The sequence below is a fragment of the Streptomyces sp. S063 genome (assembly GCF_002832675.1).
GTDB lineage: Bacteria > Actinomycetota > Actinomycetes > Streptomycetales > Streptomycetaceae > Streptomyces > Streptomyces sindenensis.
Map to the genome: position 1 here is coordinate 2,105,503 of NZ_CP021707.1, position 25,198 is coordinate 2,130,700.

The following is a 25,198-nucleotide window of genomic DNA, read 5'->3' on the forward strand; positions in this document are numbered from 1 at the left end:
GGCGTTGGTCGTCCCAGGGCCCCGCACACCACGGCGAACCCGCGGCGAGCCCGGGGCGAACCGCCCACCCGCCCCGAGAGGAACTAACGCCCCGCCCGCGCGGCCCGGGCGACCACCACGACGGCCTTCTCCAGGGCGTACTCCGGGTCGTCCCCCCCGCCCTTCACCCCCGCGTCCGCCGCCGCCACGGCCCGCAGGGCCACCGCGACCCCGTCCGGCGTCCATCCCCGCATCTGCTGCCGCACCCGGTCGATCTTCCACGGCGGCATCCCCAGCTCCCGGGCGAGGTCAGCAGGCCGCCCGCCCCTCGCCGAGGACAGCTTCCCGATCGCCCGCACCCCCTGCGCCAGCGCACTGGTGATCAGGACGGGCGGGACCCCGGTCGACAACGACCATCGCAGCGCCTCCAGCGCCTCCGCCGCCCGCCCCTCGACCGCCCGGTCGGCGACGGTGAACGAGGACGCTTCGGCCCGCCCGGTGTAATAGCGCCCGACGACCGCCTCGTCGATCGTGCCTTCGACATCCGCGATCAGCTGGGACACCGCACTGGCCAGCTCCCGCAGATCGCTGCCGATGGAGTCGACCAGCGCCTGGCACGCCTCCGGCGTCGCGGACCGCCCGTGGGCCCGGAACTCCGCCCGTACGAACGAGAGCCGCTCCGCGGGCTTGGTCGTCTTCGGGCAGGGCACCTCCCGCGCCCCGGCCTTGCGCGCCGCGTCCAGCAGCCCCTTGCCCTTGGCCCCGCCCGCGTGCACCAGGACGAGCGTGATCTCCTCGACCGGTGCGCCGAGATACGCCTTGACATCCTTGACCGTGTCGGCCGAGAGGTCCTGCGCGTTGCGGACGATCACGACCTTGCGCTCGGCGAAGAGCGAAGGGCTGGTGAGCTCGGCGAGTGTGCCGGGCTGCAACTGATCGGGCGCCAGATCGCGTACGTCGGTGTCGGCGTCGGCAGCACGCGCGGCCGCCACCACCTGCTGCACCGCACGGTCCAGGAGGAGGTCCTCCTGGCCCACGGCGAGGGTGACGGGGGCGAGCGGATCGTCGGTGGAGTTCTTCCTGGTGGCCATCGCGATCCAGCATCCCACGCCCCACTGACAGCCCGGGCCGCCCGGGGCCCGGCCCCCGTACCGGACAATGTCCGGGTGAGCGATGTGAGACATGTGTTGGTGCTGCCCGACCGCGACGCCGCCGAGGAGGTGGCCGAGGAGCTGGCGGACCGCTTCGGGGTCGCCGAGGAGCCCCAGCTCGTACGGGACGCGCTGGCCGGCGAGGACGACGCCGAGGACGCCCAGTGGCTGGTGGTCGTGGAGGACGCGGCCGGACGGCTGGACCCGGCCGCGCTCGACGAGTTCGCCGCCGAGTACGACGGCTGGCTGGAGAAGCCCTAGGCGCGTCCGGTGGCCCCGCCGGGACCTGCTCAGCCCCGGGGAACGATCTGGATGTCCAGGTCGATGCTGATGCTGGGCCCCACCACCGCGATCCCGCGCGCCAGCATGGTCTGCCAGGTGAGGGTGAAGTCCTCGCGGTGCAGTTCGGTGGTGGCCCGGCAGGCGGCGCGCGTCTCGCCCTCCAGGCCGTTGCCGAGACCGAGGTACTGAGTGTCCAGCGTCACGGTACGGCTGACGCCGTGGAGGGTCAGCGCGCCGGTGACGCCCCAGCGGTTACCGCCCCGGTGGACGAAGCGCTCGCTGTAGAACTCCAGCGTCGGGTAGCGGCCGACGTCGAGGAAGTCGCCGGAGCGCAGGTGGTCGTCGCGCATCTGCACATTGGTGTCGATCGACGCCGCGTCGATGATCACGTGCATGGCCGAGTCCTCCATGCGGTCGGCGATCCGGACCGCCCCGGCGAAGGTGTTGAACCGGCCGTGGATGCGGGCCAGCCCGATGTGCCGGGCGGTGAAGCCGATCTGCGAGTGGTTCGGCTCGATGTCCCAGTCGCCGGGGTCGGGCAGCTGCGGGGGCTGCGCCACCTGGAGCGTCACATCGCCCAGGGTGGCGTGCGCCCCCTCGGTCACCGTCGCCGCCCCGTGGAACGGGGTGAACCCCTCGGCCTTGACCGCAAGCCGGTAGTCCCCGGCCGGGACCGTGGCGAGGAGACTCCCGAAGGGGTCCGTCTCCCCGGCGGTCACCTTGCGGCCGACGCCGTCGGTCACGACGAACTCGGCCCGCTGCACCGGTTCGTTGACCGGGTCCAGCACCCGGCAGCTGAGGACGCCCGCGGTACGCGGTACCTGGATTCCGGCGAGGGCCCCACCGCGCCCACCCGCCTGGCCTCTGTTTCCCGGCCAACGGCCGAACATCTTCTACGTACCCCCAGGGGCGCTTCGCACTTCGGGGCCCTGACAGCTGGACGTCGTTGTCGGATCAGCGGCCCGCCGACGAGCATGCATTCGATCACTGATGTGACGTTCGAGGCAAACAGAGAGCCTCGGATGGAGTTGTACGAAGGTGTTACCGAAGGTCCGATTTTGTGGAGTCCTAGGACTCCTGCCCGAGGCCCCGGGCCCGAGGCGCGAAGGCGTGACCACCCCTAGCGTGTCGACCATGACCGACCACGACCCCCCGCGCAGCCGGGAACAGCGCAAGCAGGACGTCCTGGTCCGCCTGCGGCAGGACGAGGACGCGTGGGTGGCGACGGCGTCCCCGGACGGTGTTCCCACCCTGGTGCCGCTGTCGTTTCTTTGGGAGGACGGGACCGGCACGCTGGTGATGGCCACCCGGCGGACCAACCCGACAGCCGTCAACGTCACTCCCCACGGGCTGATCCGGGTCACCGTCGGCCACACCCGCGACGTGGTGCTGATCGAGGGCGGGGCAAGGATCGTGGAGGCTGCGGACCTCCCCACCGCGACGAGGGACGCCTTCGCCACCAAACTCCGGGGGTGGAGCCCGCGCGGCCCCCGCTGGGTGTTTCTGCGCATCACCCCCCACACCGTGCGCGCCTGGCGCGAGGAGAACGAACTCGCCGACCGCGACCTGATGCACAGTGGCACCTGGCTGGTCTGACCCACGGGCCCCGCCACCGCGAGGAGAACAGCGAAACGGCGGGGCGCGCGGGACCGGCTCCCGTGATGTCACGACCGGCCCACCGCCCGCAGTCCCTTTCCCGCGCCCGTCACCGCGATCGGGCCGTCGGTGTCGGTGCGCAGGACCCGGGCCCCGGCCGCCCCGAGAGCGGCCACCGTGCGGGGCGAGGGATGACCGTACGGGTTGTCCGCGCCGCAGGAGATCAGCGCCAGCCTCGGCCGTACGCTGTGGAGCAGCCCGGCGTCCTGGAAGGCCGAGCCGTGGTGGGCCACCTTGAGGACGTCCACCGGGCCCGGCGCCTCCCGTTCGCGCAGCAACTCCCGCTGGGCCGGGGGTTCGAGGTCCCCGAGGAGCAGCAGCGTCAGCCCTCCGGCCGCCCGTACCCGCAGGGTGACACTGGAGTCGTTCGGCTCCCGCACCGCCGCCTCCGCTCCGCCGGGCCCGGGGCGGGGCCAGAGGACCCGCCACTCGACCGGGCCCGACCGGCGGCGCTCACCGGCCACGGCCCGCACCGTCGGGACCCGTGCCGCGGCTGCCGTCCTCCGTACGAACGCGGCCTGTCCGGGCGGGTCTTCGAGGCTCGTCGTCTGGATCGCGCCCACCGACCTGCCCCGGAGCACTCCCGGCAGCCCGCGCACATGGTCCGCGTGAAAGTGGGTGAGCACCACGAGCGGGACCCGGGTCACCGCGAGGTCGCGCAGGCACCGGTCGACCGCACGGGGGTCGGGTCCGGCGTCGATCACCACCCCCGTGCCCTCTCCCGCCGCGAGGACCATGGCATCGCCCTGCCCCACGTCGCAGAGCGCGAACGACCAGTCGGGCGGCGGCCACCCGGTCATGATCCGGGTCAGCGGAACCGGCCTGAGCACCGCCAGCACCAGAAGCAGCCCGGCTGCCGCGCAGATCCAGGGGTGGCGGGCCAGCCTCGGGGCCAGGAGCACGACGAGGGCCGTGAGACCGGCCAGCAGCGCGGCGCCGGACCACCCTCCGGGCCACTGCGCCTCGGCCCCGGGGAGGCCCGCCCCCGTCCGGGCGACCGTGGCGATCCACCCGACCGGCCAACTCGCGACCCCGGCCAGCAGCCCGGCCACCGGCGGGGCGACCGGGGCCACGGCGAGGGCCGCGAACCCGAGCACCGTCGCCGGCGCCACCGCGAACTCCGCCAGCAGATTGCACGGGACGGCCACCAGGCTGACCCGCGAGGCCAGGACCACCACCACGGGCGCGCACACGGACTGCGCGGCCGCCGCCGCGGCCAGAACCTCGGCGAGCCTGCCCGGCACCCTCCGGGCCCGCAGCGCGGCACTCCACCGCGGCGCGAGCGTCAGCAGCGCACCGGTGGCCAGGACCGACAGCAGGAATCCGTAACTCCGGGCAAGCCAGGGGTCGTGGAGCACCAGGAGGACGACAGCGGCCGCCAAGGCGGGGATCAGCGATCTCCGGCGGCCCGTCCCGATCGCGAGGAGGGTGATCAGCCCGCAGGCAGCCGCACGGAGCACGCTCGGTTCCGGGCGGCACACCACGATGAACCCGAGGGTCAGCACACCGCCGATCACCGCGGTCCCCCGCAGGGAGAGCCCCAACAGAGGTGCCAGGCCACGCCGTTCCGCGCTCGACGCCGATCCCGGTGGCCCGACGAGAAGAAAGAGCAGAATGGAGAGATTCGCTCCGGAAACGCTGAGCAAGTGCGTCAGATCGGTCGCTTTGAAGGCGTCGTGGAGTTCGGGCGGGACCCGGGAGGTGTCGCCGACCACCAGCCCCGGCAGCAGCGCACGCGCATCCGCGTCCAGACCGTCCGTCGCCTCCCGCAGCCCCGCACGCAGGCCGCCCGCCGCGCGCTGGATCCATGTCGGGGGCCCGGTGATCCGTGGCTCCCCCGCATCGTCCACCCGCAGGACCGCGGCGAGCCGCTCGCCGTCGTGTGCCGGAGGCGAGAGCCGGCCGTCGAGCCGCAGCCGGGTGGACGGGAGCAGCTTCTGCCACTCCGCCCGTCGGTCGCCCGCCGCGACCATGAGGAGCACCGGTGTACGGACCCGGGTGCTCGGCCCGTCCGGCGTCCGCACCTCCAGGACCTCGGCGTTGATCAGGAGAAGGGCCGGGGCGCTGTGGTTGCCGCGTACCGCCGGGCGGGTCGGCCGGGGATCCGAGGTCACCCGTACCTCGGCGTCGATCCGTGCGTGCTCCCGGGCCAGCCCCGGTACGGGCCCGCGCCGCACATCGGCCCCGTGCAGCCCGGCCACTGCCGCGCTCGCCGCCGCGCAGAGCAGCACGGCTCCCCCGGCGACGAGCACCCGCGACCGCCCGGCGGCCCGCCCGACGTGCGACCGTCCGGCGCGCGCGGACGCCACCAGCAGGACAAGCGCCAGAGCCGAGCAGGTGACGGCCACGACGACCGCCCACCGCCCCGAAAGGCCCAGCGTCACCGCGGCTGCCGCCCAGACCGCCAGGGCGGGCGGAACGAGCCGTAGATCCGTGGGCCCCTCCCGCCGTAGGCCCTCCCCCGCCACGCCCGCGTTTCCGGTGCCGTCCCTGTCCCTGTCCACATCCCGGGAGCCGAGCCCGGCCTCACGGCTGCTCATGGCCGTACGAGCGGCCGGAGGACGGCGAAGCGGCGGTCGCCGATCCCGTTGACCTGCCGGAGTTCGTCGACGGATCGGAAACCGTTGTTCTCCGTGCGGTAGTCGATCATGTGCTGGGCCAGCACGGGCCCGACCCCCGGCAGGGTTTCGAACTGCTCGGCCGTCGCCGAGTTCAGGCTCAGCGGCGCTGAGGGCCCGGCCCCGGCCCCGCCGCCCGCGGTCGCCCCGGCGACCGGCGGGCCGGGCGGAAGGCCCACGGCGACCTGCTCACCGTCCACCAGGACCCGCGCACGATTGAGTCCGGTGACATCCGTGCCGGCGCGCACACCGCCCGCCGCTTCGAGTGCGTCCTCCACCCGCGAACCCGCCGGAAGCCGACGGACGCCCGGCCGGTGCACCTTGCCGCTCACATCGACGACGATCTCACCGCTCCCGTTCCCGCCGCCCGTGCCGGGCGGCTCCCCGGCGGCCGGGCGGGGAACCGGGTCGGGGGTGCCGGACCGTAACGGATCCGGTGGCAGCGCGAGCGCCGCCGATTCGTCCGCGACGGGTTCCGGCGCACGCACGGGCTGGGGTCGTACGGACCAGAAGTGCACGGTGGCGACGGCCACGGCGGCGAGCAGCACCAGACCGAGCACCACCGGCGTACGCGGAGCCATCCCGCACCGGAGCCGCACCCACAACGGCAGCCGCTCCCGGGCGGCCGACACGAGACGACGCACCCTCGACGTGCCGCCGGGCGCCTCTCCCGCCGTTCCGGGCCGGGGCACGGGCACGGATGGTGTCGACGCGGACGCGGGCGGCTCGGCCGGCTCATGAACCCCGGGCGCGACATCGTTCCCGAGCCCGGCGGCACCCGCCATCAGCGCGTCCGCCCGGCGACGCGCGGCCGCCGAGGCGAGGGCGGACCGCCCCCGCACCGACCGCCCCCGCACGGACCGCCGCCCGCCGGGGCGCACACCTGCTCGCCCGCTCGGGCGAGTACCGGATCCGTACCGCGCCCGGGCGGACGTGGACGACGGATCAGAAGAGTCGGACGAGGACGCAGAGGTGAACGGGGCGTCGGGAGCCGACGCCCGAGAAGATCGAAGGGCCATGCCTCACGACGTTAGGCACATCCGCCGGAACTCGCTGAGCAGCGCCGATTCCTGTGGACAGTCCAGCAGTTGTGGACAACTCGGCCACTCCACGGAGTGAATCTTCCCCGTAGGATCAGCGCACGCTGATCACCGCAGGGAGATCACCGCGCCGAGCAGCCCCGGCCCCGTGTGCGCCCCGATCACCGCGCCGACCTCGCTGACGTGGAGATCGACGAGCCCGGGAACGCGTTCACGCAGCCGCTCCGCCAGGCGGTCCGCGCGCTCTGGGGCGGCGAGGTGGTGGACGGCGATGTCCACCGGAGCCGCACCCGCGCGGTCGACGACGATCTCCTCCAGGCGTGCGATCGCCTTGGACGCCGTCCGCACCTTCTCCAGCATCTCGATCCGGCCCCCGTCGAGCTCCAGGATCGGCTTCACCGCCAGCGCGGATCCCAGCAGGGCCTGTGCCGTGCCGATGCGACCGCCCCGGCGCAGATAGTCGAGCGTGTCGACATAGAAATACGCCGAGGTGCCCGCGGCCCGCTTCTCCGCCGCCGACACCGCTTCGTCCGGGCCGCCGCCCGCCTCGGCGGCCTCCGCCGCCGCGAGGGCGCAGAAACCCAGGGCCATGGCGACCATGCCGGTGTCCACGACGTGTACCGGAATAGGGGCGTCCTTCGCCGCGAGCTGCGCGGCGTCGTACGTGCCCGAGAACTCCGCCGACAGATGCAGCGACACCACCGCGTCCGCCCCGGCGTCGGCCGCCGCCCGGTAGGCCGCGGCGAAGACCTCGGGGCTGGGGCGGGACGTCGTCACGGAGTGGCGTTTCTGCAGGGCCAGGGCGAGCGAGCGGGCGGAGATCTCCGTGCCCTCCTCCAGCGCCCGGTCGCCCAGGACGACGGTCAGCGGCACCGCGGTGATGCCGTGCCGTTCCATCGTCGGGCGCGGCAGGTAGGCCGTGGAATCGGTGACGATAGCGACATGGCGGGACATGAGCCGGAGGTTACCTGGCGGGGTGGGGGTGCGGCAGCCCCGCCCCGGCCCTCTGATCGTTCCTGGCCGCTTCGGAGCGCATCCGCTCGGGCCTGAACCGGCCCGCGTGCGTCAGTTCGTCGTTTCCGGCCGGGTGGACTTCTGCCAGGGGTAGGTCGTGCGCAGCCGCGGGTCCGGTGCGGTGATCGCCTGCGGGCTCTCCTCGCGAGCCGGCCCGGACCACGCCTCGTCGGCCGTGCTGCCGCCGGCCGAGGGGTCCGCCGGGGCCGCCGGCTCCGGCCAGTCCGTGCCGGGGCCGCGGCCCGGTGTCGTGGTGGAGGCGCCCGCGCCGGACGCCTCCGACATCGGCTCGTCCCCGGACCAGTGGCGCAGCGCACCGGCCTCGATGTCGATCTGCGCGTTCAGCGCGTCCAGGTCGTCGTCGGCGAACTGCCGCGCCCGGTCCCGCGCCGCCCAGCGCAGCGACTCCGCGGAGTGCGTGATCCGCTGCGTGCGTTCCCGCAGCTTGGGCAGCAGACCGGCGACCGTCGCCCGGTCCGGCTCGCGCTCCAGCCTCTTCAGCTCGTCGTCCAACTCCAGACCGTGGGCGCTCAGCCGCCGGAACAGGTCCACCGACTCGGCCAGCGAGGCGTCCTCGGCGACACCGGCGTGCAGGGCGTCCTGCGTGGCCCGCATCGAGGTGCGCAGGGAGAGCCGGAGCTGGGCGAGCTCGCCCGCGACACCCACCTGCCCGAAGCTCTTGGCCCGGAGCGTGGTGTCCTCCACCGTGCGACGGGCCTGCGTGATCGTGCGGTCCACACCCCGCTTGGCCGCGCCGACGGCCTTCACGGTCGCGTAGACACCCAGCGCGACGAACGCGACCAGGAGCAACGCCAGGATCGTGAGCGCGGCTTCCATGAATGCCCCTCGGTGTCTCGATGCGGCCGCCGGTACCGGTCGCCCCCTCCACCGTAAACGGAACGGGCAGGCCGAGGGTTCCTTCGGAACCCCCAACCTGCCCGTAGGGGATGGCCCCCACCGCTCACGGGGCCGTCACGCGGGGACGATGTTCACCAGCTTCGGCGCCCGCACGATCACCTTGCGGATGCCCGCCCCGCCCAGCGCGGCGACGACGGCCTCGTCGGCCAGGGCCAGCGCCTCCAGCTCCTCGTCCGTGATGGAGGGCGAGATCTCCAGGCGGGCGCGGACCTTGCCCTTGATCTGGACGACGCAGGTGACGGTCTCGTCGACCACGTACGCAGGGTCGGCCACCGGGAAGTCCTGGTGGACGACGGAGTCGGTGTGGCCCAGCCGGCGCCACAGCTCCTCCGCGATGTGCGGGGCCAGCGGGGCGATCAGCAGGACCAGCCGCTCCGCGACCGAGCGCGACAGCGGGCCGCCGGCCTTGGTCAGGTGGTTGTTCAGCTCGGTGACCTTGGCGATGGCGGTGTTGAACCGCATCCCCGCCATGTCCTGGCCGACCCCGTCGATCGCCTTGTGCAGGGCGCGCAGGGTGTCCTCGCCGGGCTCCGTGTCGACGACGGTGACCTCACCGGTCTCCTCGTCGACGACGTTGCGCCACAGACGCTGCAGCAGGCGGTACTGACCGACCACGGCCCGGGTGTCCCAGGGACGCGACACGTCCAGGGGCCCCATGGCCATCTCGTACAGGCGCAGGGTGTCCGCGCCGTACTCCGCGCAGATCTCGTCCGGAGTGACCGCGTTCTTCAGGGACTTGCCCATCTTGCCCAGGACGCGGCTGACCTTCTCGCCCGCGTAGTAGAACGCGCCGTCGCGCTCCTCCACCTCGGCGGCGGGGACGGCGATGCCCCGGCTGTCGCGGTAGACGAAGGCCTGGATCATGCCCTGGTTGTACAGCTTGTGGAACGGCTCGGCCGAGGAGATGTGGCCCAGGTCGTGCAGCACCTTGGACCAGAAACGCGCGTACAGCAGGTGCAGCACGGCGTGCTCGGCGCCGCCGACGTACAGGTCGACGCCGCCGGCGGGCTGCCCCTCGCGCGGGCCCATCCAGTACTGCTCGATCGACGGGTCGACCAGCTGACGGTCGTTGTTCGGGTCCAGGTAGCGCAGCTCGTACCAGCAGGAACCGGCCCAGTTGGGCATGGTGTTGGTCTCGCGGCGGTACTTTTTGGGGCCGTCGCCCAGGTCCAGCGTGACGTTGACCCAGTCGGCGTTGCGCGACAGCGGGGTCTCGGGCTGGGCGGTCGCGTCCTCCGGGTCGAAGGTGCGCGGGGAGTAGTCCTCGACCTCGGGCAGCTCCAGCGGCAGCATCGACTCGGGCAGCGGGTGGGCGATGCCGTCCTCGTCGTACACGATCGGGAAGGGCTCGCCCCAGTAGCGCTGCCGGCTGAACAGCCAGTCGCGCAGCCGGAAGTTGACGGTGCCCTCGCCGACGCCGTGCTCGCGCAGCCACTCGGTGATCTCCGCCTTGGCCTCGACGACGCCCAGGCCGTCCAGCGAGATCTCGTCGTTGGCGGAGTTGACCAGCTTCGCGTCGTACGAGCTGAAGGCGTCGTCCCACGTGGCGGGGTCGGTGCCGCGGTCGTCGGAGGGCTGGACGACGCAGCGCATCGGCAGCTCGAAGGCGCGCGCGAAGGCGAAGTCGCGCGCGTCGTGCGCCGGTACGGCCATGATCGCGCCGGTGCCGTAGCCCATCAGGACGTAGTCGGCGATGAAGACGGGGACCTTCTCGCCGCTGACGGGGTTGGTGGCGTACGCACCGGTGAAGACACCGGTCTTGTCCTTGGCCTCGGCCTGCCGCTCGACGTCGGACTTGGCGGCGGCCTGCTTGCGGTACGCGGTGACGGCCTCGGCCGGGCTCGCGTGGCCGCCGGTCCACACCGGGTGGGTGCCCTCGGGCCAGGCAGCCGGAATGATCCGCTCCACCATGTCGTGCTCGGGCGCCAGCACCATGTACGTGGCGCCGAACAGGGTGTCCTGGCGGGTGGTGAAGACGGTGATGCCGCCTGCGGTGTCCACCGGGAACTCGACCCGGGCGCCCTCGGAGCGGCCGATCCAGTTGCGCTGCTGCAGCTTGATGGCCTCCGGCCAGTCCAGCGCGTCCAGGTCGTTCAGCAGCCGGTCGGCGTAGGCGGTGATGCGCATGTTCCACTGGCGCAGCTTGGCCTTGAAGACGGGGAAGTTGCCGCGTTCGGAACGGCCGTCGGCGGTGACCTCCTCGTTGGCCAGCACGGTGCCCAGGCCGGGCGACCAGTTCACCGGGGCGTCGGAGGCGTACGCCAGGCGGTACTGGCTCAGCAGGTCGGCGCGCTCGGTGGCGCTCAGCGCGCTCCACTCACGGCCGTCGGGGGTAGCGCGCGTGCCGGTCTCGAACTGCTCGACCAACTCGGCGATGGGGCGGGCCCGGTCGGCCTCGGTGTCGTACCAGGAGTTGAAGATCTGCAGGAAGATCCACTGCGTCCACTTGTAGTACTCGGCGTCGATCGTCGCGAAGGAGCGGCGGTTGTCGTGGCCCAGTCCCAGCCGGCGCAGCTGGACCTTCATGTTCTCCATGTTGGCCTCGGTGGAGACCCGGGGGTGGGTGCCCGTCTGCACCGCGTACTGCTCGGCCGGCAGGCCGAACGCGTCGAAGCCCAGGGTGTGCAGCACGTTGTGGCCGGTCATCCGCTGGTGGCGGGCGTAGACATCGGTGGCGATGTAGCCCAGCGGGTGCCCGACGTGCAGCCCCGAACCCGAGGGGTACGGGAACATGTCCATGATGAACTTCTTCGGCTTGGCGGCCAGCTCCGGGTCGCCCGCCAGGTCACCGGTGGGGTTCGGCGCCTCGTACGTCCCCTCGGCGTCCCAGAAGTCCTGCCAGCGTGCCTCGATGTCGGCGGCCATCGCCGCCGTGTAGCGGTGCGGCGCGGCCGTCTCGGCAGCGGAATTCGTCTCGCTCATGATCCTCAAAGCTCCATCGATCGTCATCTGCCGGGAAACGAAAAATCCCCTCGCACAGGAGGGGACGCCGCGCTGACTCCGACCAGGCGTTCTCACCGGTCGGGACTCTTCAGCGCGGCTCGCTAAGCAGAAGGCGTACGGCACGCATGGCGTCAGGGTACCGCACGGACCCGGAAGGGAGCGGGGAGTAACCGGAGGGCGGACATCACCCGCCCGCGCCCGGACCCCCACCACCCCGCTCACCACTCTGCGTAGTCGGAACATGGTGTTCCGGTGGCTGCCGCGTGTGCGCCCCGCGTGCTTCGGATGAGGTTTTCGCGAAGCACCGGGACGACCTCCGGGAGCCGGGAGAACGCCCGGGAAGCAGGGTTACTCCGCGTACCGACCTCTATCGGGGCAACCGAACAAACCTCGTACTGGTTGGTATGGGGCGTCCTAGCATGCGGCAACGGGACCGCTTTGCCGAACTATTCGGAGTCGCCCCCATGAACCCTCATCGCAAGATCCGCGTATCCCCCAGCATGAGCCCCGCAATGAGTCGGCCGGTACAGGGCGGCCTGACTGTCGCCGCGTTGGTCTTCGTCCCTCTGTTCGCCGTCGCAGGGAGCGACGAGCTGCGCGCCACCCTCGATTTCACCACCGGCGTCCTGTCGCTGGTGTCGCTCAGCGCGGCCGTCGCCTGGGGCCTGCTGGCCACGGACCGGCTGTTCCTCTCCACCCGCCAGCGCATCGTCTGCCAAGGCATCCACCGGGCCACCGCCATAGCCTCGCTCGGCTTTCTGCTGCTGCACGGAACCGTGAAGGTCGCCCTCGGGCATGTGGCGTTGATCGGCGCCCTCATACCCTTCAGCCTCGGCGTGACCGGCGCGGCGGGGCTGATCGGCTTCGGTTCGCTGGCCGGGCTGCTGATGGTCGTGACGGCCGCTACCGGCGCCCTGCGCAGCGCCTTCGCCCAGCCGTCCCCCAAGGCCGCCCGGCTCGGGCAGTCGCTGGGGTCGCCCCGGGACACCGGCGGGATCGCGGGCCGGTGGCGCGCCCTGCACGCGCTGGCGTATCCGGCGTGGTGCGCCGCGCTGATCCACGGCCTGTACGCGGGGCGCGCGCCCGCCACCTGGGTGGTCGTGATGTACGGGCTCTGCCTCGCCGGCGTCGCCGGGGCGCTGTGTCTGCGGCTGCTGCCGCGCCCGACGAAGCGGCGGTTCGCCGACCGGGTCGCCGAACTGCTGGGCCAGGGGCCCCGGCCGCCCCCGACCCGGTCCTGCGGGAGTCCTCGTCGGCGGCCGGGGACCCCTGGTCCGACCCGGCGGCCTGGAGTGAGCCGGACCGGGACGTACGGGGCACGCCGGTGCGCCCGCGCACGCTCTCGGCGCCGATACCCCCGATCGCGCCCCCGCCCACGGCGATCCCCGGCGTACTGCACGACGCGCCGACGGAAACGCTGTACGGCGACCTGTCACCGCTGAACGGCACCCCGCTGCACGAGCCCTCGCTGTACGAACCTCCGCCCCGCAGCGCCGACCGCATCGCCTTCGGCCCGCCGGAGGAACTGCCGGGCCCAAGGCGGAGGAAGGCGGGGCCAGGGCCCGGGCCGGGCATAACGGCCGGGTACCGCGCCGTCTCGCTCGGCGGCGGCCTGTCCGGCCCGCCGGACCCACCGGAGCCCCTCTGGCCCTCACCGTCCCCCGCCCCGCCCGGACAGGCGCACCATGCTCCGCCCCCGCAGGACCCACCGGCGTACGCCGCGCAGGAGCACGCCTACGCGACCTCCCCCTACGAAGCCCCGGAGCACGGCACACCGAGGTACGGGACCACAGAACCCGCCAAGCCCGAACCCGCCGCTCCGGAATCCGGCCCGCCCGGAACAGGCACGTCCAGGACCGGCACGCGCGGGCCCGGAACACCGACGTACACGACGTCGGAGTACGCCGGCGCCCCGACCCCGTACGACTCCACCCCGTACGACACCGCCGCATCCGCTCCCATCACCTCCCCTCCCCCTTCCGCCGCTCCCTCCCCCTTCGCCGCGCCCCGTGCCGAACCGGGGGCCGGGCCGTTCACCGCGCCGCCGGCCGGTGAACCCTGGCACGCACCCGCAGGAGACCGATAGTGAACGTCCCCCTCCCCGATGTGCCCGAGGTCCGCGTCGTCGGACTGCCGCAACTGACCACCGGATTCGACCTGGTGGAGCGGCTCGACCTCGCCATGCACCTCAAGGTGCACGGGCCGCTGGAGCCGATGACCGGTGAGCGGCTGGCCGAACTGGCCGAAACGATCTCTCTGCGCGGAAGGGGAGGCGCCGGTTTCCCGTTCGGCAAGAAGCTGCGAGCGGTGGCGAAGGCGTCCATCCGGCGCGGGGTGCGGCCCGTCGTGGTGATCAACGGCAGTGAGGGCGAACCCGCCTGTCGCAAGGACACCGTCCTGCTCAACCGCGCCCCGCACCTGATCCTGGACGGTGCGCTGCTGGCCGCGGAGGCGCTCGGCGCGCGCACCCTGGTCGTCGCGGTCACCCGCAACTCCACGGAGATCTCCGTACGGGCCGCCCTCGCCGAACGAGGCCTCTCCGACCGGCGCGGGCAGCAGTTGCGCGCCCGCGTGGTCCGCACGCCGGAACGCATGGTCTCGGGCGAGGCGTCCTCGGTGATCCGGGCGGCGAACGGCGGGCCCGCCCTGCCGCCTGGCCGGCGCGAGCGGGCGGCGGAGACCGGAGTGGGCGGCGCGCCGACGCTGCTGTCGAACGCGGAGACGTACGCCCAGCTCGCCGTCGCCGCCCGGATCGGCCCCCGCCGCTACGGACACACCGGGCTGCCGAACGAACCGGGCACCGTCCTGCTGACCGTCTCGGGGGCCGTGGCGAGGCCCATGGTCGTCGAAGTGCCGACCGGAGTGCCTCTGCGGTACGTCCTGGAGCTGGCCGGGGCCCCGCCACTCCCCCAGGGCGTGCTGACCGGCGGCTACCACGGCAACTGGATCGACGCGGTCTCCTCCCACAACGCCGTGATCTCCCGCGAGTCCCTGGCCACCGTGGGGGGCGCGCTCGGCGCGGGGGCCGTCCTGCCGATCGGCCCGGACACCTGCCCGCTCGGCGAGTCCCTCCGGATAGCCAACTGGCTGGCGGCCGAGACCGCGGGACAGTGCGGCCCGTGCAAGCTGGGCCTCCCCGCCGCCGCGGGCGGGCTCTCCGACGTGCTGAACGGTGGCGGGCCCGCCGCCCTGGAAGCCCTGCGCGAGGTCACCCAGGCCGTGAAGGGCCGCGGGGCGTGCAAACACCCGGACGGTTCCGCCCGGTTCCTGCTCTCGACCCTGTCGGCGTTCACGGACGACCTCGCCGCACACGTCCTGGACGGCGGCTGCGGCCGCGAGACGGTCGGGGTGCTGCCACTGCCCGCACCCGGTTACCAGGATCTGGAGGAGTCGATTCCGAGCGGCGAGAAGCTCGCGGTCGACTGGACGCTCTGCCAGGGCCACGGCCTGTGCGCGGACATCGTCCCCGAGCTCATCCGGCTGGGCGGAGACGGCTATCCGGCGCTGGCGGACGCCGCCGTTCCGATGCACCTGCGCGGACGCGCCCAGCGGGCCGTACGGCGCTGCCCCGCCCTGGCGCTCCGTATCGAGCAGCCGCCGGCCGAACAGCGTCCCGCCCTGCCCACCGCCCATCGGCGCGCCCTGGGCAGTGGGCGCGGCTGACCGGGCACGCTGATCCCGACATAAAGAAGCGGGCCACCCGATCCGGGTGGCCCGCTTCTCACTGTCGATCCTGTGGAGCTAAGGAGAATTGAACTCCTGACCTCCTGCATGCCATGCAGGCGCTCTACCAACTGAGCTATAGCCCCTTGCTGCTTGCCGCCCGGTTTCCCCGGCGACATCGAGAACATTACACGGTCCCCCCGGTGCTTCACCAAATCGTTTCCGATCCGCACCGATATGCCCGAATCATCCAGGGCGTTCGCCCCTCAGCCGCAGGTCAGAAGGCCACAGGCCGCGAGCCGTACGGTCGCGCGTCAGGCGGTCGCGAAGGAGTAGAAGCGCTTGAGCGTGCAGTGCTCCTCCAGGAGCCGCCCGTAGATCGGCTCCCCCTCCAGCTCCCGGTAGGTCTCGATGGGGTCGCCTTTTATGATCAGCGCCTGTGCGCATTCCTCGCACCAGTACTGATACTCCGCGTTGACGGGGTCCATGTCCCTGACGATGGGCGTACCGCTGCCGCACCAGTCGCATTTACGCCTGTGTGCACCCATCAGTCAGCTCCAGCTGTGGCCGCAGGCCGTGCACACGTAGGAGACCCCTCCGTTGTCACCCAGAACCTGGGCCACATGGGACGAACCGCAGGACGGACAGCCGAGTCGGGGTCGGGCTTCGGACGTTACGGAGCCGGGGGGCGAGGTGGCGACAAGGCGCTGGTCGGGGACGTGTTCGCGACTCGCAGGCATCGCGCTCCCTCCCGATCGGTACGTCGCCCCCTCCGGCGTTCCGATTCTGCCATGGCCCCGCAAGAGGGGCAGCCCGCTCGACACCCTCCGCCCCCTCCATGCAGAAGATCCCGCCCCCTGATGGGGACGGGATCCTGATTGTGGAGCTAAGGAGAATTGAACTCCTGACCTCCTGCATGCCATGCAGGCGCTCTACCAACTGAGCTATAGCCCCGCTGTTCGCTGTGTTTCCCTGCGTTTCCGCGCTGCGAACAAGATGAACTTTAGCCTGCGACCGGCCGGAAAGTGAAATCCGGCCCGGGCCGCCCGAGGACGGCCCGGAAACGGCCCCCGACGACCGCAGGACGGGCCGGTCTAGTCGTCGTCGCCGAGCACCGGCTCCGGGAGCGTGCCGGCGTTGTGCTCCAGCAGACGCCAGCCGCGCGCGCCCTCTCCGAGGACGGACCAGCAGCAGTTGGACAGCCCGCCGAGCCCTTCCCAGTGGTGCGCCTCCAGGCCCAGCAGCCGGCCGATCGTCGTCCTGATCGTGCCGCCGTGGCTGACCACGACGAGCGTGCCGTCCTCCGGAAGCTTCTCGGCGTGCTCCAGAACGACCGGAGCCGCACGGTCGGCGACCTCGGTCTCCAGCTCGCCACCACCCCGGCGCACCGGCTCTCCGCGCTTCCACGCGGCGTACTGCTCGCCGTAGCGCTCGACGATCTCCTGGTGGGTCAGCCCCTGCCATTCGCCCGCGTACGTCTCACGGAGTGCGGCGTCGTGCGCGACGGTCAAGCCGCTGACCGTCGCGAGCTCGGCGGCCGTGGCCGCCGCCCGCCGGAGGTCGGAGGCCACGATGGCGTCCGGCTTCAACGAGGCGAGCAGCCGGGCGGCGCGGCGGGCCTGCCCGATACCGGCCTCGGTCAGCTCGATGTCCGTGGAGCCCTGGAAGCGGCGCTCCAGGTTCCATGACGTCTGACCGTGTCGCCAGAGGACGATCCTGCGGCCCTTGCCGCTCTTGCTGCCGTTCAGCTCTGGTCACCTTCCGTGCCGCCGTTGAGCTGTGCGTGCTCCTCGGCCTTGCCGCGGGTCTTGATCGCGTCCTCGGGGAGGGCGATCTCCGGGCAGTCCTTCCACAGGCGCTCCAGCGCGTAGAAGACGCGCTCCTCGCTGTGCTGGACGTGGATGACGATGTCGACGTAGTCGAGGAGGATCCAGCGGGCGTCGCGGTCGCCCTCGCGGCGCACCGGCTTGGCGCCGAGCTCCTTCTGGAGCCGCTCCTCGATCTCGTCGACGATCGACTTGACCTGACGGTCGTTGGGGGCCGAGGCCAGCAGGAAGGCGTCGGTGATCGACAGCACATCGCTGACGTCGTAGGCGATGATGTCGTGCGCGAGCCGGTCGGCGGCCGCCTGGGCGGCGGCGTTGATGAGCTCGATGGAGCGGTCCGTGGCGGTCACATGCAGGCTTTCGTCGGCGGTCGGATGGCAACACCTCTAGGGGTGTCCTGCCGATCAGGGACGGGTAGGCCGCGGCGTCCGGTGCGGCGCATCGCAAGGCGCTGGAACGTCCTCATCGCAGAGCGATTCGGGCGTTTCGGCAACGCCGCGAGGTGCCGTGCCAGGCGTCGCGGCCCCGGCCCTGATCGGCAGGACACCCTCTAGGGTCTCACGGACCGCCGACAGAGCCTTACTGCGTTTCACCGGCGGAGCTCCGGGCCGCCGCCGGCCGGTGCCGAAGCGCCGGCCGGCGGACCCGGGTGGGCTACTGGACCTTGTAGTCCTGGCCGAGCACCACGGACACGTCGGCGTTGGCGGCCGGCTCGCCCTTCTTCACGTCGTCGGCGGAGAGACCCAGGGTCTTGGCCACCTCGACGGCCTTCTCCTTGTCCTCGGCGGAGCGGTGGAGCACGACGGACGACGCCTCGGCCCCGGCCTTGCCGCTGTCCACGAAGGCGTAGCCGCCGTTGACCAGCTGGACCCGGGCGGCCTCGGCGGCCTTCTGGTCGCCGGTGGCGTTGCGGACGGCGACCCGGAGCGGGGCGCCGTCCTCGGGGGCCTTCACCGTGCCGCCGAGGATGTCCTTGACGACGCCGCGGGTGTCCGCCTCGGTGAGGGTGCCGTCCTCCTGGACCGGCAGCAGGGCCGTCTTGTAGTCGCCGACCTTGGCCCGCGAGGCCAGCTTGGCGAGCGAGGCCCCGAGGTCCTTCTCGGGGAGCGACGGGTCGAGCACCTGGAGCAGCGTCTCGATGGTGACGGTGGCGGCCTCGGGGTCCTCGGAGATCTTGCGCAGGGTGGCCCGCATGACCTCGCCGAAGCGGGTCAGCTGCTTGGCCTCGGGCTCGCCCTCGGCGCGGTAGGTGGCGTACGCGACGGCCATCGGGCCGCTGAGTGTCTGGTCCTCGCCCTTGTTCACCAGGGGCGATTCGCCCTTCTTCGCTCCGGGCACCTCGGTGTCGGTGTCGACCTCGATGTTGCCGACCAGCTCGACGAGGTTCTCCAGGTACGGGGTGTCCAGCCGCCACGTGCCGGTGATCCGGGTGCCCAGGAGGGTGTCGATCGCCTCGCGGGTGCCGGTCCTGCCGTCGTCCTCGACGGACTTGCCGAGCGTGGTGGTGGTGCCGTCGTCGCCGGCGACGGCGAGGGAGTTGGGCAGCAGGACGGTGGTGCCCTGCTTGGTGGTGGTGTTGTCGACGAGCAGCGCCGTCGAGGTGCCGCCCTTCTTGGTGTCGTGCAGGTGCACCACGATCATGTCGCGCTGCTGGGCGCCGGCGGCGACGGCCTTCTGCTCGTCCGTTCCGGACAGGCCCGGGATCATGTCGGCGGACCACAGATAGCCGACCCCGCCGACGACGACGAGAACGGCGACGACTATCAGAGCGACCATGCGGTTGCGGCCCTTGCGCCGGGCCTCCTCGCGCCGCTCGCTGCGGCTCTCGGTGAACTTCAGCCAGTCGATGACGTCTTCGGAGTCCTCGTCGGGCTCCTCGATGAACGAGAACTGCTCGGTGCGGTAGTCGGGGGCGGGCTTGCGCTGCCCCGGAAGCGCGGCATCGGCCTCCGCCGCCGGCTCGGCTTCCCGCTGCGAGGACTGGGCGGGCGACTGCTGTACGGGGGTCTGGAGCGGGGCCTGTTCCGGTGCGGGGGCGACACCCTGCTGCGGGATGCTCCAGTGCTGACCGGTGTCGACCGCGGCGGGCTGCTGCCCGGTGGCGTAGCCGTAGCCGTAGTCGGTGGACGAGCCGTAGTCGGTGGACGAGCCGTAGCCGTACCCCTGGTCGCCGCCCTGGCCCTGCTGGTAGCCCTGCGCCGCCTGGTCGTGCTGACCGGTGGCGTAGGGGTCGTAGGCCGGCTGCTGCTGGGGGTTGCCGTACGCGTCGTAGCCGTAACCGGTGGTGTCCTGGGTCTGGTGGCCCTGGTCCTGCTGGGCGGCGTAGGGGTCGTAGCCCTGGCCCTGCTGATCGTACGGCTGGTGGCTCTGCTGCTGACCCTGCTGCTGGTAGACCGGCTGCCCGTACGCGTCGTAGCCGACGATCTGCGGCTCCTGGTAGTACGGGTCGTACGGGTTTGGTCGGTCGTTCACCGGTGCCCCTTTCCGTGGCTCACTCGCCGCGGTACAGCTGGCGCTTGTCGATGTAGCGGACCACGCCGTCCGGCACCAGGTACCAGACCGGCTCCCCCTGCGCGACCCTCTCACGGCAGTCCGTGGACGAGATCGCCAGCGCGGGCACCTCCACGAGGGAGACACCGCCCTCGGGCAGTCCGTCGTCCGTGAGCACGTGACCCGGGCGGGTCACACCGATGAAGTGGGAGAGCGAGAACAGCTCCTCCGCGTCGCGCCAGGTGAGGATCTGGGACAACGCGTCGGCGCCGGTGATGAAGAAGAGGTCCGCGTCGCCGTGGACCTCGCGCAGGTCCCGCAGCGTATCGATGGTGTACGTCGGTCCGCCACGGTCGATGTCACTGCGGCTGACGGAGAACTGCGGGTTGGACGCGGTGGCGATGACCGTCATCAGATAGCGGTCCTCGGCCGGGGAGACCTTCTTGTGGCTCTTCTGCCACGGCTGCCCGGTCGGGACGAAGACGACCTCGTCCAGATGGAACTGGGCGGCCACTTCACTGGCCGCCACCAGGTGTCCATGGTGGATCGGGTCGAACGTCCCGCCCATCACGCCGATACGGCGCTTGTCGGGGCCGGTAGGCACTTCCTGCTCTCCCATGCGTGCAGAGCCTACTGGCACAGCTGTGCGCCTCCGGCTCAGCGGTCGCGGTTGAAGCTGATGGTGATGAACAGAAGCAGCATCAGCGCGACGAAGGCCCGGCGCCGACGAGGTAGGGGTTGAGGCTTTCGTGGTTGCCGCCGCCCTCGCCCCCGGAGGCGAGAGTGACCAGCTGGTGTGTGGTGCTCATGAGGCTCATCTTCGGCAGGACCTATCGATCGTGAGTCGGAAGGAAGACGTCGGGGCCATCGTATGCGTGACCCTCGGGCACGCTCACGGCGACTCAGTCGTTGTTGTCGTCGTTGCGGTATCCACGCAGCAGGAACCAGGCGAGCAGCACCGCTCCGAGGATCGAGACGAGCAGCACGATCCGGAGGGTGCCGCCCGGTCCCTGCTCCTGGGACGCGGCGGCGAGCAGTACGGCGGTGTGCGGCATGTCGGGCGCTCCTCAAAGTTATCCACAGCCCCCCGCACACCGTAGCGCCAGCGCATACGCTGGCATTTGTCCGGGGGACGAGCAACGTCTCGTACGAACAGGGGGCCATCCATGACCGAAAACAGTCACGAGAACGTGCCGAGCAGGCAGCGCCGGCGATTCCCCGGGATCTCCTCCCGGGCCTATGAGCACCCCGCCGACCGCTCGGCCCTGGTCGCCCTGCGCAAGCTGACCGGGTTCGACACCGTGTTCAAGGCGCTCAGCGGGCTGCTCCCGGAGCGGAGCCTGCGGCTGCTCTTCCTCTCCGATTCGGTCCGCGTGAGCGACGCGCAGTTCGCCCATCTCAACGACATGCTGCGCGACGCGTGTTACATCCTGGACCTGGAGAAGGTCCCGCCGATGTATGTGAAGCAGGACCCGCAGCCCAACGCCATGTGCATCGGGATGGACGAGCCGATCATCGTGGTCACCACGGGCCTGGTCGAGCTGCTCGACGAGGAGGAGATGCGGGCGGTGGTGGGCCACGAGGTGGGCCACGCGCTCTCCGGTCACTCGGTGTACCGCACGATTCTGCTCTTCCTGACCAACCTCGCCGTGAAGGTCGCCTGGATCCCGCTGGGCAATGTGGCGATCATGGCCATCGTGACGGCGCTGCGCGAGTGGTTCCGCAAGTCGGAGCTGTCGGCGGACCGGGCCGGGCTGCTGGTGGGCCAGGACCCCCAGGCCTCGATGCGCGGTCTGATGAAGATCGCGGGAGGCAACCACCTCCACGAGATGAACGTGGACGCCTTCCTCGCCCAGGCCGACGAGTACGAGAAGAGCGGCGATCTCCGCGACTCCGTGCTCAAGATCCTCAATGTGCTGCCCCGGACGCACCCGTTCACCGCCGTGCGGGCCGCCGAGCTGAGGAAGTGGTCGGAGACCCGCGAGTTCCAGCGGATCATGGACGGCCACTACCCCAGGCGGGACGAGGACAAGGACACCTCGGTGACCGACTCGTTCCGGGAGTCCGCGTCGCACTATGCGGACACGGTCCGCACCAGCAAGGACCCGCTGATGAAGCTGGTGGGCGACATCGCCGGGGGCGCGGGAGACCTCGGCGGCAAGCTGCGCGACAAGTTCACCGGCGGCGGCTCCGGCGGCTCCTCCGCTACGGGCGGGGGCGGGACGTCCGGTCGGCCTCAGGACCCGGAGGAAGGGAGCTCGGGGCCGTCGAAGGGCTGACGGCTGCCAGAGTCCCGCACAGGGCCGCCGTAGGTGGGCCGGAGGCGTACGGGTCGGTGGCGGCCGGGCCGCGGGCGTCCGCCTTCTCCCCGGCCAGGAGGGGGCGGAGCATCCCGGTCGCGTCGGCCGAGCAGGACTGCGGCCCGGCCTGGACCTGGGCGGTGCGCACCTCCAGGCGATGCAGTCGCAGGTCCTCCCGGTCGAAGCGGAAGTGCAGTTCGCGCCGCACGGTGAAGAGGGACGCGCCGTCCTTGCGCGGGGGTCCGTCCGCCGGTCGCAGGGCGTAGGTGAAGGTGTGGTCCGAGACGACACCGAGGACGCCCGCCCCCTCCTCCTCGTAGCGGAGGGTGCCCTGGACCCGGATCTGCGGGTCCGCGAGCTCCACCCGCTCCGGGTCGAAGCGGACGAGCCAGCCGGTGGCGGCGTGGCTCCCGTCGTCCGCCGGGTCGCTCAGACTCCGTTCGAACTGGGGGCGCTGGTCCGGGTCGAGGAGGTGCTCGACCGGGCGGCGTACGGAGCCGGTGAGGACGTCGGGGTTGAGGGACGACTCCACCAGGTAGTCCTTGACCGTGGCGAGCGCGGCGGTGATCTGGCTGTCGGAGAAGTTCTGGGTGCGCTTCACGGCCGGGAAGTTGATGCCCTCCGCGCCCGTGCGGAATCCGGAGAGCGGCTCGGCCCGGTACAGCTGCTCGGGTGATCCGCCCGGTACGGCGCCCCGGGGGGCCAGGGGGACGACGGTGGTCCGCAGGGGTTCGGCGCGGCGGGGGGCCGGCTGGGGATACGGGCTGCGGAATCCGATGTAGACGGCCACGGCGAAGGCCAGGGCGATGAGGACGACCAGGGCTATGGCGGCCCGGGAGCCGCCTCCCCCGCGAACGGGGGCGGGCTCCTCGGGCAGGGTGCGGACGGCGCGGGCGTGGTCGCCCATCCGTTCCTGTGCCGAGTACTCCCGCATCCGGGCAGCCTGGATGAACGATTCGTCGAAGACGAGCGAGCGGTATTCGTCATCGCCGCCCGCGGGGTTCTCGGGCGGGCCGTCCGGCGGTTCTGAGCGGCCTGTCATGACTTCTCTCCCGATCTCCACACCAGTCGGTTCGGTGCGCAACGGTCTGCTTCGGCCGAGCGGGGCGTGCGGCAGCGAGAAGCCCCCCTGGGAACGAGGGGTCACATCTTCAGGGTAGGTCGATTGCGGTCCGTGTAAACGCGGAGACGGCCGGGAAGTGCGCGGCTGCGGGGCCACCGTCGGCGAACGGGTGACGGGAGGGGCCGGGGCCCTCGCGGGCTGCCCGTCCTGAGCCCGGCGCCGGGCTCAGGGCACCCGTGGTTCGGCGGAGACCACGGGGCGGGAGTAGTCGGCGGACGCCGACGGGGCGGCACCGGGCTTGTCCACACCACTGCTGGCGGGGGGCGGCACCTGGTCCTGGCGGTTGTTCGACGCGCCCCGGTAGACCGCGGTGAAGGCGAGGGAGACCATGCCGACGCCCATCACCACGGCGAGCAGCCAGGCGACCGGCCGGTGCCAGCGGGCGGAGTTGCGGTAGGGGCGCAGGGAGCCGCCGTGGCGGCCGTAGGGCCCGGAGCCGTCGAGGTCCCCGACGCCGTCGTCCGGGTCGTAGTCGAGGTCCTGGGGGTCGTGGTAGCCCCGGGAGCCGCCGCGGCGGCCGTACGCGTCGTCGTCCGTGCGCCGGCTGCGGCGGGCGCGGGCCGCATCGGCCTCGGCACGGGCCTCGGCGGCGGCGAGCAGGCGCTCCACGGCGGTGGGTTCGTGGACGGGCGCCGACCGGACGAAGTCCTCGTCGAACACCACGGAGGCGAAGTCCTCGTCCGCGCCCCCGCGGTCGTCGTCGGGCTCCCAGCCGTCAGGAAACGGCTTGCCCCCCACGTCGTCCGGCACGGTTTCAGCGTAGCCCGGCCGGGACCTTTTGGGCAGGGACCCCGCAAACTCCCCCGGATCGCTACGGAGGGGGCGACCGCGGCGGCGGCGGGGCTCGCTAGCGGGTGTGTCCGTCACCCGTGACGATGTACTTCGTCGAGGTCAGCTCGGGCAGGCCCATCGGGCCGCGGGCGTGCAGCTTCTGGGTGGAGATGCCGATCTCGGCGCCGAAGCCGAACTGTCCGCCGTCCGTGAAGCGGGTGGAGGCGTTCACGGCGACCGTGGTCGAATCAACCAATTGGGTGAACCGGCGGGCGGCGGCCTGCGAGGTGGTGACGATCGCCTCGGTGTGGCCGGAGGACCAGAGCCGGATGTGGGCGACCGCCGCGTCCAGGGAGTCGACGACCGCCGCCGCGATGTCGTAGGAGAGGTACTCGGTCTCCCAGTCCTCCGTCGTCGCCGGGACCACGGTGGCCTTGGAGCCCTCGGCACGCTCCAGGACGCGCTCGTCGCCGTGGACGGTGACCCCGGCCTCGGCCAGCGCGTCCAGAGCGAGCGGCAGGAAGTCGTCCGCCACGTCCTTGTGGACGAGCAGGGTCTCGGCCGCGTTGCAGACGCTGGGGCGCTGGGCCTTGGAGTTGATCAGGATGTCGACGGCCATGGCCAGGTCCGTCCGCGCGTCGACGTAGACGTGGCAGTTGCCGGTGCCGGTCTCGATGACGGGGACGGTGGACTGCTCGACGACCGTGCGGATCAGCGAGGCGCCGCCGCGCGGAATGAGGACGTCGACGAGGCCGCGGGCCCGCATCAGCTCGGTGACGGAGTCACGGCTCTCGCCGGGGACGAGCTGCACCGCGTCGGCGGGGAGGCCGGACCCGCCGACCGCGTCGCGCAGGACGCGGACGAGCGCGGTGTTGGAGGCGTATGCGGAGGAGGAGCCGCGCAGCAGGACCGCGTTGCCGGACTTCAGGCAGAGGGCGGCGGCGTCGACGGTGACGTTGGGCCGGGCCTCGTAGATGATGCCGACCACCCCGAGGGGGACCCGGACCTGGCGGAGGTCGATGCCGTTGGGCAGGGTCGAGCCGCGCACCACTTCGCCGACCGGGTCGGGGAGGGCCGCGACGTCCCGTACGTCGGCGGCGATGGCGCGGATGCGGTCCGGGGTGAGGGTGAGGCGGTCGATGATGCCTTCGCTCGTCCCGGCCTGGCGGGCGCGCTCGACGTCCTGCGCGTTGGCCTCGACGATCTCGGCGGTCCGCACTTCCAGGGCGTCGGCGATGGCCAGCAGCGCGTCGTCCTTGGCCGCGCGCGGCAGGGGCGCGATGTCGGCGGCGGCGGCGCGGGCCCGGTAGGCGGCCTGCGTGACCGGGGAGAGGTTGTCGTAGGGCGAGAGCGTGGTCATGCCCGCAGAGTAATGCGCACTCTGCGGGCATCCGTCACGTATCCCGTGATGCGAGACGGCCGAC

21 protein-coding genes, 2 tRNA genes and 1 pseudogene are annotated in these 25,198 nt (G+C 72.1%); 5 read left to right on the forward strand and 19 right to left on the reverse strand.

From position 1 onward, the window contains the following. Nucleotides 1-83: 83 nt before the first annotated feature. Nucleotides 84-1,070, reverse strand: a complete 987-nt coding sequence (gene holA, locus CCZ36_RS09615) for a DNA polymerase III subunit delta (RefSeq protein ID WP_128817460.1) — start codon at nt 1,068-1,070, stop codon at nt 84-86. A gap of 75 nt (nt 1,071-1,145) precedes the next feature. Between holA and CCZ36_RS09620 the strand changes: the two genes are divergently transcribed. After that, nucleotides 1,146-1,391 (forward strand): hypothetical protein, encoded by a 246-nt coding sequence (locus tag CCZ36_RS09620; RefSeq protein WP_079134093.1) that lies wholly within the window; start codon nt 1,146-1,148, stop codon nt 1,389-1,391. Between the two features lie 29 nt (nt 1,392-1,420). On the opposite strand, the gene CCZ36_RS09625 is transcribed toward CCZ36_RS09620, so the two are convergent. After that, nucleotides 1,421-2,302 carry a YceI family protein gene (locus CCZ36_RS09625; RefSeq protein WP_128817461.1) on the reverse strand — a complete coding sequence of 294 codons (882 nt, stop codon included), beginning with the start codon at nt 2,300-2,302 and terminating at the stop codon, nt 1,421-1,423. A gap of 244 nt (nt 2,303-2,546) precedes the next feature. Here CCZ36_RS09625 and CCZ36_RS09630 point away from each other — a divergent pair, with 244 nt between their 5' ends. Beyond that, complete coding sequence (locus CCZ36_RS09630; protein ID WP_128817462.1) at nt 2,547-3,008, forward strand: pyridoxamine 5'-phosphate oxidase family protein; 462 nt, start codon at nt 2,547-2,549, stop codon at nt 3,006-3,008. A 68-nt stretch (nt 3,009-3,076) separates the two neighbouring features. Here the strand turns inward: CCZ36_RS09630 and CCZ36_RS09635 are convergent, their stop codons facing one another. From CCZ36_RS09635 to leuS, 5 genes are all read right to left on the reverse strand, one after another. Then, nucleotides 3,077-5,608 carry a ComEC/Rec2 family competence protein gene (locus CCZ36_RS09635; protein WP_237302617.1) on the reverse strand — a complete coding sequence of 844 codons (2,532 nt, stop codon included), beginning with the start codon at nt 5,606-5,608 and terminating at the stop codon, nt 3,077-3,079. Continuing rightward, nucleotides 5,605-6,267 carry a helix-hairpin-helix domain-containing protein gene (locus CCZ36_RS36910; protein WP_128819429.1) on the reverse strand — a complete coding sequence of 221 codons (663 nt, stop codon included), beginning with the start codon at nt 6,265-6,267 and terminating at the stop codon, nt 5,605-5,607. Before CCZ36_RS36910 ends, CCZ36_RS09635 begins: the two co-directional genes overlap by 4 nt. A gap of 567 nt (nt 6,268-6,834) precedes the next feature. Further along, entirely contained in the window at nt 6,835-7,680 is an 846-nt protein-coding gene (locus CCZ36_RS09645) for a DegV family protein (RefSeq protein ID WP_128817463.1), read from the reverse strand. A gap of 111 nt (nt 7,681-7,791) precedes the next feature. Beyond that, on the reverse strand, nt 7,792-8,577 hold the full coding sequence (locus CCZ36_RS09650) for a hypothetical protein (protein WP_128817464.1): 786 nt from the start codon (nt 8,575-8,577) through the stop codon (nt 7,792-7,794). Nucleotides 8,578-8,712: 135 nt separating this feature from the next. Beyond that, on the reverse strand, nt 8,713-11,580 hold the full coding sequence (gene leuS, locus CCZ36_RS09655; protein WP_128817465.1) for a leucine--tRNA ligase: 2,868 nt from the start codon (nt 11,578-11,580) through the stop codon (nt 8,713-8,715). 533 nt (nt 11,581-12,113) lie between these two features. On the opposite strand from leuS, the pseudogene CCZ36_RS09660 reads away from it, so the two are divergent. Both CCZ36_RS09660 and CCZ36_RS09665 read left to right on the forward strand, forming a co-directional pair. Continuing rightward, nucleotides 12,114-13,687: pseudogene (locus CCZ36_RS09660) on the forward strand (hypothetical protein). Beyond that, nucleotides 13,687-15,264, forward strand: coding sequence for an NADH-quinone oxidoreductase subunit NuoF family protein (locus tag CCZ36_RS09665; protein ID WP_069736532.1), 1,578 nt, complete (start codon nt 13,687-13,689; stop codon nt 15,262-15,264). The pseudogene CCZ36_RS09660 and the gene CCZ36_RS09665 overlap by 1 nt, the downstream one beginning before the upstream one ends. 73 nt (nt 15,265-15,337) lie before the next feature. On the opposite strand, the gene CCZ36_RS09670 is transcribed toward CCZ36_RS09665, so the two are convergent. The 9 genes from CCZ36_RS09670 to CCZ36_RS34735 form a co-directional block, all read right to left on the reverse strand. Further along, nucleotides 15,338-15,410 (reverse strand) — tRNA-Ala (locus tag CCZ36_RS09670). Between the two features lie 168 nt (nt 15,411-15,578). After that, nucleotides 15,579-15,812 (reverse strand): hypothetical protein, encoded by a 234-nt coding sequence (locus CCZ36_RS09675; RefSeq protein WP_030585393.1) that lies wholly within the window; start codon nt 15,810-15,812, stop codon nt 15,579-15,581. A 3-nt stretch (nt 15,813-15,815) separates the two neighbouring features. After that, the gene (locus CCZ36_RS36915; RefSeq protein WP_443069798.1) at nt 15,816-16,004 is read right to left on the reverse strand and encodes a hypothetical protein; all 189 of its coding nucleotides are present in this window, start codon (nt 16,002-16,004) and stop codon (nt 15,816-15,818) included. Nucleotides 16,005-16,145: 141 nt separating this feature from the next. Next, a tRNA-Ala gene (locus tag CCZ36_RS09685) sits at nt 16,146-16,218 on the reverse strand. Nucleotides 16,219-16,358: 140 nt separating this feature from the next. Continuing rightward, nucleotides 16,359-17,012 (reverse strand): histidine phosphatase family protein, encoded by a 654-nt coding sequence (locus tag CCZ36_RS09690; protein ID WP_069742310.1) that lies wholly within the window; start codon nt 17,010-17,012, stop codon nt 16,359-16,361. Beyond that, a complete protein-coding gene (gene rsfS / locus CCZ36_RS09695) occupies nt 17,009-17,440 on the reverse strand; it encodes a ribosome silencing factor (RefSeq protein WP_010062919.1) in 432 nt (143 codons plus the stop codon). Before rsfS ends, CCZ36_RS09690 begins: the two co-directional genes overlap by 4 nt. A 304-nt stretch (nt 17,441-17,744) precedes the next feature. Continuing rightward, nucleotides 17,745-19,562, reverse strand: a complete 1,818-nt coding sequence (locus CCZ36_RS09705; protein ID WP_128817466.1) for an LCP family protein — start codon at nt 19,560-19,562, stop codon at nt 17,745-17,747. A 19-nt stretch (nt 19,563-19,581) separates the two neighbouring features. After that, on the reverse strand, nt 19,582-20,199 hold the full coding sequence (gene nadD, locus CCZ36_RS09710; protein WP_010070672.1) for a nicotinate-nucleotide adenylyltransferase: 618 nt from the start codon (nt 20,197-20,199) through the stop codon (nt 19,582-19,584). A gap of 283 nt (nt 20,200-20,482) precedes the next feature. Beyond that, complete coding sequence (locus CCZ36_RS34735; RefSeq protein WP_164873493.1) at nt 20,483-20,635, reverse strand: hypothetical protein; 153 nt, start codon at nt 20,633-20,635, stop codon at nt 20,483-20,485. A 111-nt stretch (nt 20,636-20,746) separates the two neighbouring features. On the opposite strand from CCZ36_RS34735, the gene CCZ36_RS09715 reads away from it, so the two are divergent. Beyond that, nucleotides 20,747-21,859, forward strand: coding sequence for a M48 family metallopeptidase (locus CCZ36_RS09715; protein WP_069736529.1), 1,113 nt, complete (start codon nt 20,747-20,749; stop codon nt 21,857-21,859). Here CCZ36_RS09715 and CCZ36_RS09720 read toward each other — a convergent pair. From CCZ36_RS09720 to CCZ36_RS09730, 3 genes are all read right to left on the reverse strand, one after another. Further along, entirely contained in the window at nt 21,786-22,922 is a 1,137-nt protein-coding gene (locus CCZ36_RS09720; RefSeq protein WP_128817467.1) for an SCO2583 family membrane protein, read from the reverse strand. The two genes, CCZ36_RS09715 and CCZ36_RS09720, sit on opposite strands and share 74 nt — an antisense overlap. Before the next feature lie 246 nt (nt 22,923-23,168). After that, nucleotides 23,169-23,753 (reverse strand): SCO2584 family spore wall biosynthesis protein, encoded by a 585-nt coding sequence (locus tag CCZ36_RS09725; protein WP_069736527.1) that lies wholly within the window; start codon nt 23,751-23,753, stop codon nt 23,169-23,171. 97 nt (nt 23,754-23,850) lie between these two features. Next, entirely contained in the window at nt 23,851-25,134 is a 1,284-nt protein-coding gene (locus tag CCZ36_RS09730; RefSeq protein ID WP_128817468.1) for a glutamate-5-semialdehyde dehydrogenase, read from the reverse strand. Nucleotides 25,135-25,198: the final 64 nt, after the last annotated feature.

What these genes read in the sequence shown, in the direction of transcription:
- holA (WP_128817460.1), bottom strand. Translation starts at nt 1,070, where the DNA reads ATGGCCACCAGGAAGAACTCCACCGACGATCCGCTCGCCCCCGTCACC.
- CCZ36_RS09625 (WP_128817461.1), bottom strand. Translation starts at nt 2,302, where the DNA reads ATGTTCGGCCGTTGGCCGGGAAACAGAGGCCAGGCGGGTGGGCGCGGT.
- CCZ36_RS09630 (WP_128817462.1), top strand. Translation starts at nt 2,547, where the DNA reads ATGACCGACCACGACCCCCCGCGCAGCCGGGAACAGCGCAAGCAGGAC.
- CCZ36_RS09635 (WP_237302617.1), bottom strand. Translation starts at nt 5,608, where the DNA reads ATGAGCAGCCGTGAGGCCGGGCTCGGCTCCCGGGATGTGGACAGGGAC.
- CCZ36_RS36910 (WP_128819429.1), bottom strand. Translation starts at nt 6,267, where the DNA reads ATGGCTCCGCGTACGCCGGTGGTGCTCGGTCTGGTGCTGCTCGCCGCC.
- CCZ36_RS09645 (WP_128817463.1), bottom strand. Translation starts at nt 7,680, where the DNA reads ATGTCCCGCCATGTCGCTATCGTCACCGATTCCACGGCCTACCTGCCG.
- CCZ36_RS09650 (WP_128817464.1), bottom strand. Translation starts at nt 8,577, where the DNA reads ATGGAAGCCGCGCTCACGATCCTGGCGTTGCTCCTGGTCGCGTTCGTC.
- leuS (WP_128817465.1), bottom strand. Translation starts at nt 11,580, where the DNA reads ATGAGCGAGACGAATTCCGCTGCCGAGACGGCCGCGCCGCACCGCTAC.
- CCZ36_RS09675 (WP_030585393.1), bottom strand. Translation starts at nt 15,812, where the DNA reads ATGGGTGCACACAGGCGTAAATGCGACTGGTGCGGCAGCGGTACGCCC.
- CCZ36_RS36915 (WP_443069798.1), bottom strand. Translation starts at nt 16,004, where the DNA reads ATGCCTGCGAGTCGCGAACACGTCCCCGACCAGCGCCTTGTCGCCACC.
- nadD (WP_010070672.1), bottom strand. Translation starts at nt 20,199, where the DNA reads ATGGGAGAGCAGGAAGTGCCTACCGGCCCCGACAAGCGCCGTATCGGC.
- CCZ36_RS34735 (WP_164873493.1), bottom strand. Translation starts at nt 20,635, where the DNA reads ATGCCGCACACCGCCGTACTGCTCGCCGCCGCGTCCCAGGAGCAGGGA.
- CCZ36_RS09715 (WP_069736529.1), top strand. Translation starts at nt 20,747, where the DNA reads ATGACCGAAAACAGTCACGAGAACGTGCCGAGCAGGCAGCGCCGGCGA.
- CCZ36_RS09720 (WP_128817467.1), bottom strand. Translation starts at nt 22,922, where the DNA reads ATGACAGGCCGCTCAGAACCGCCGGACGGCCCGCCCGAGAACCCCGCG.
- CCZ36_RS09730 (WP_128817468.1), bottom strand. Translation starts at nt 25,134, where the DNA reads ATGACCACGCTCTCGCCCTACGACAACCTCTCCCCGGTCACGCAGGCC.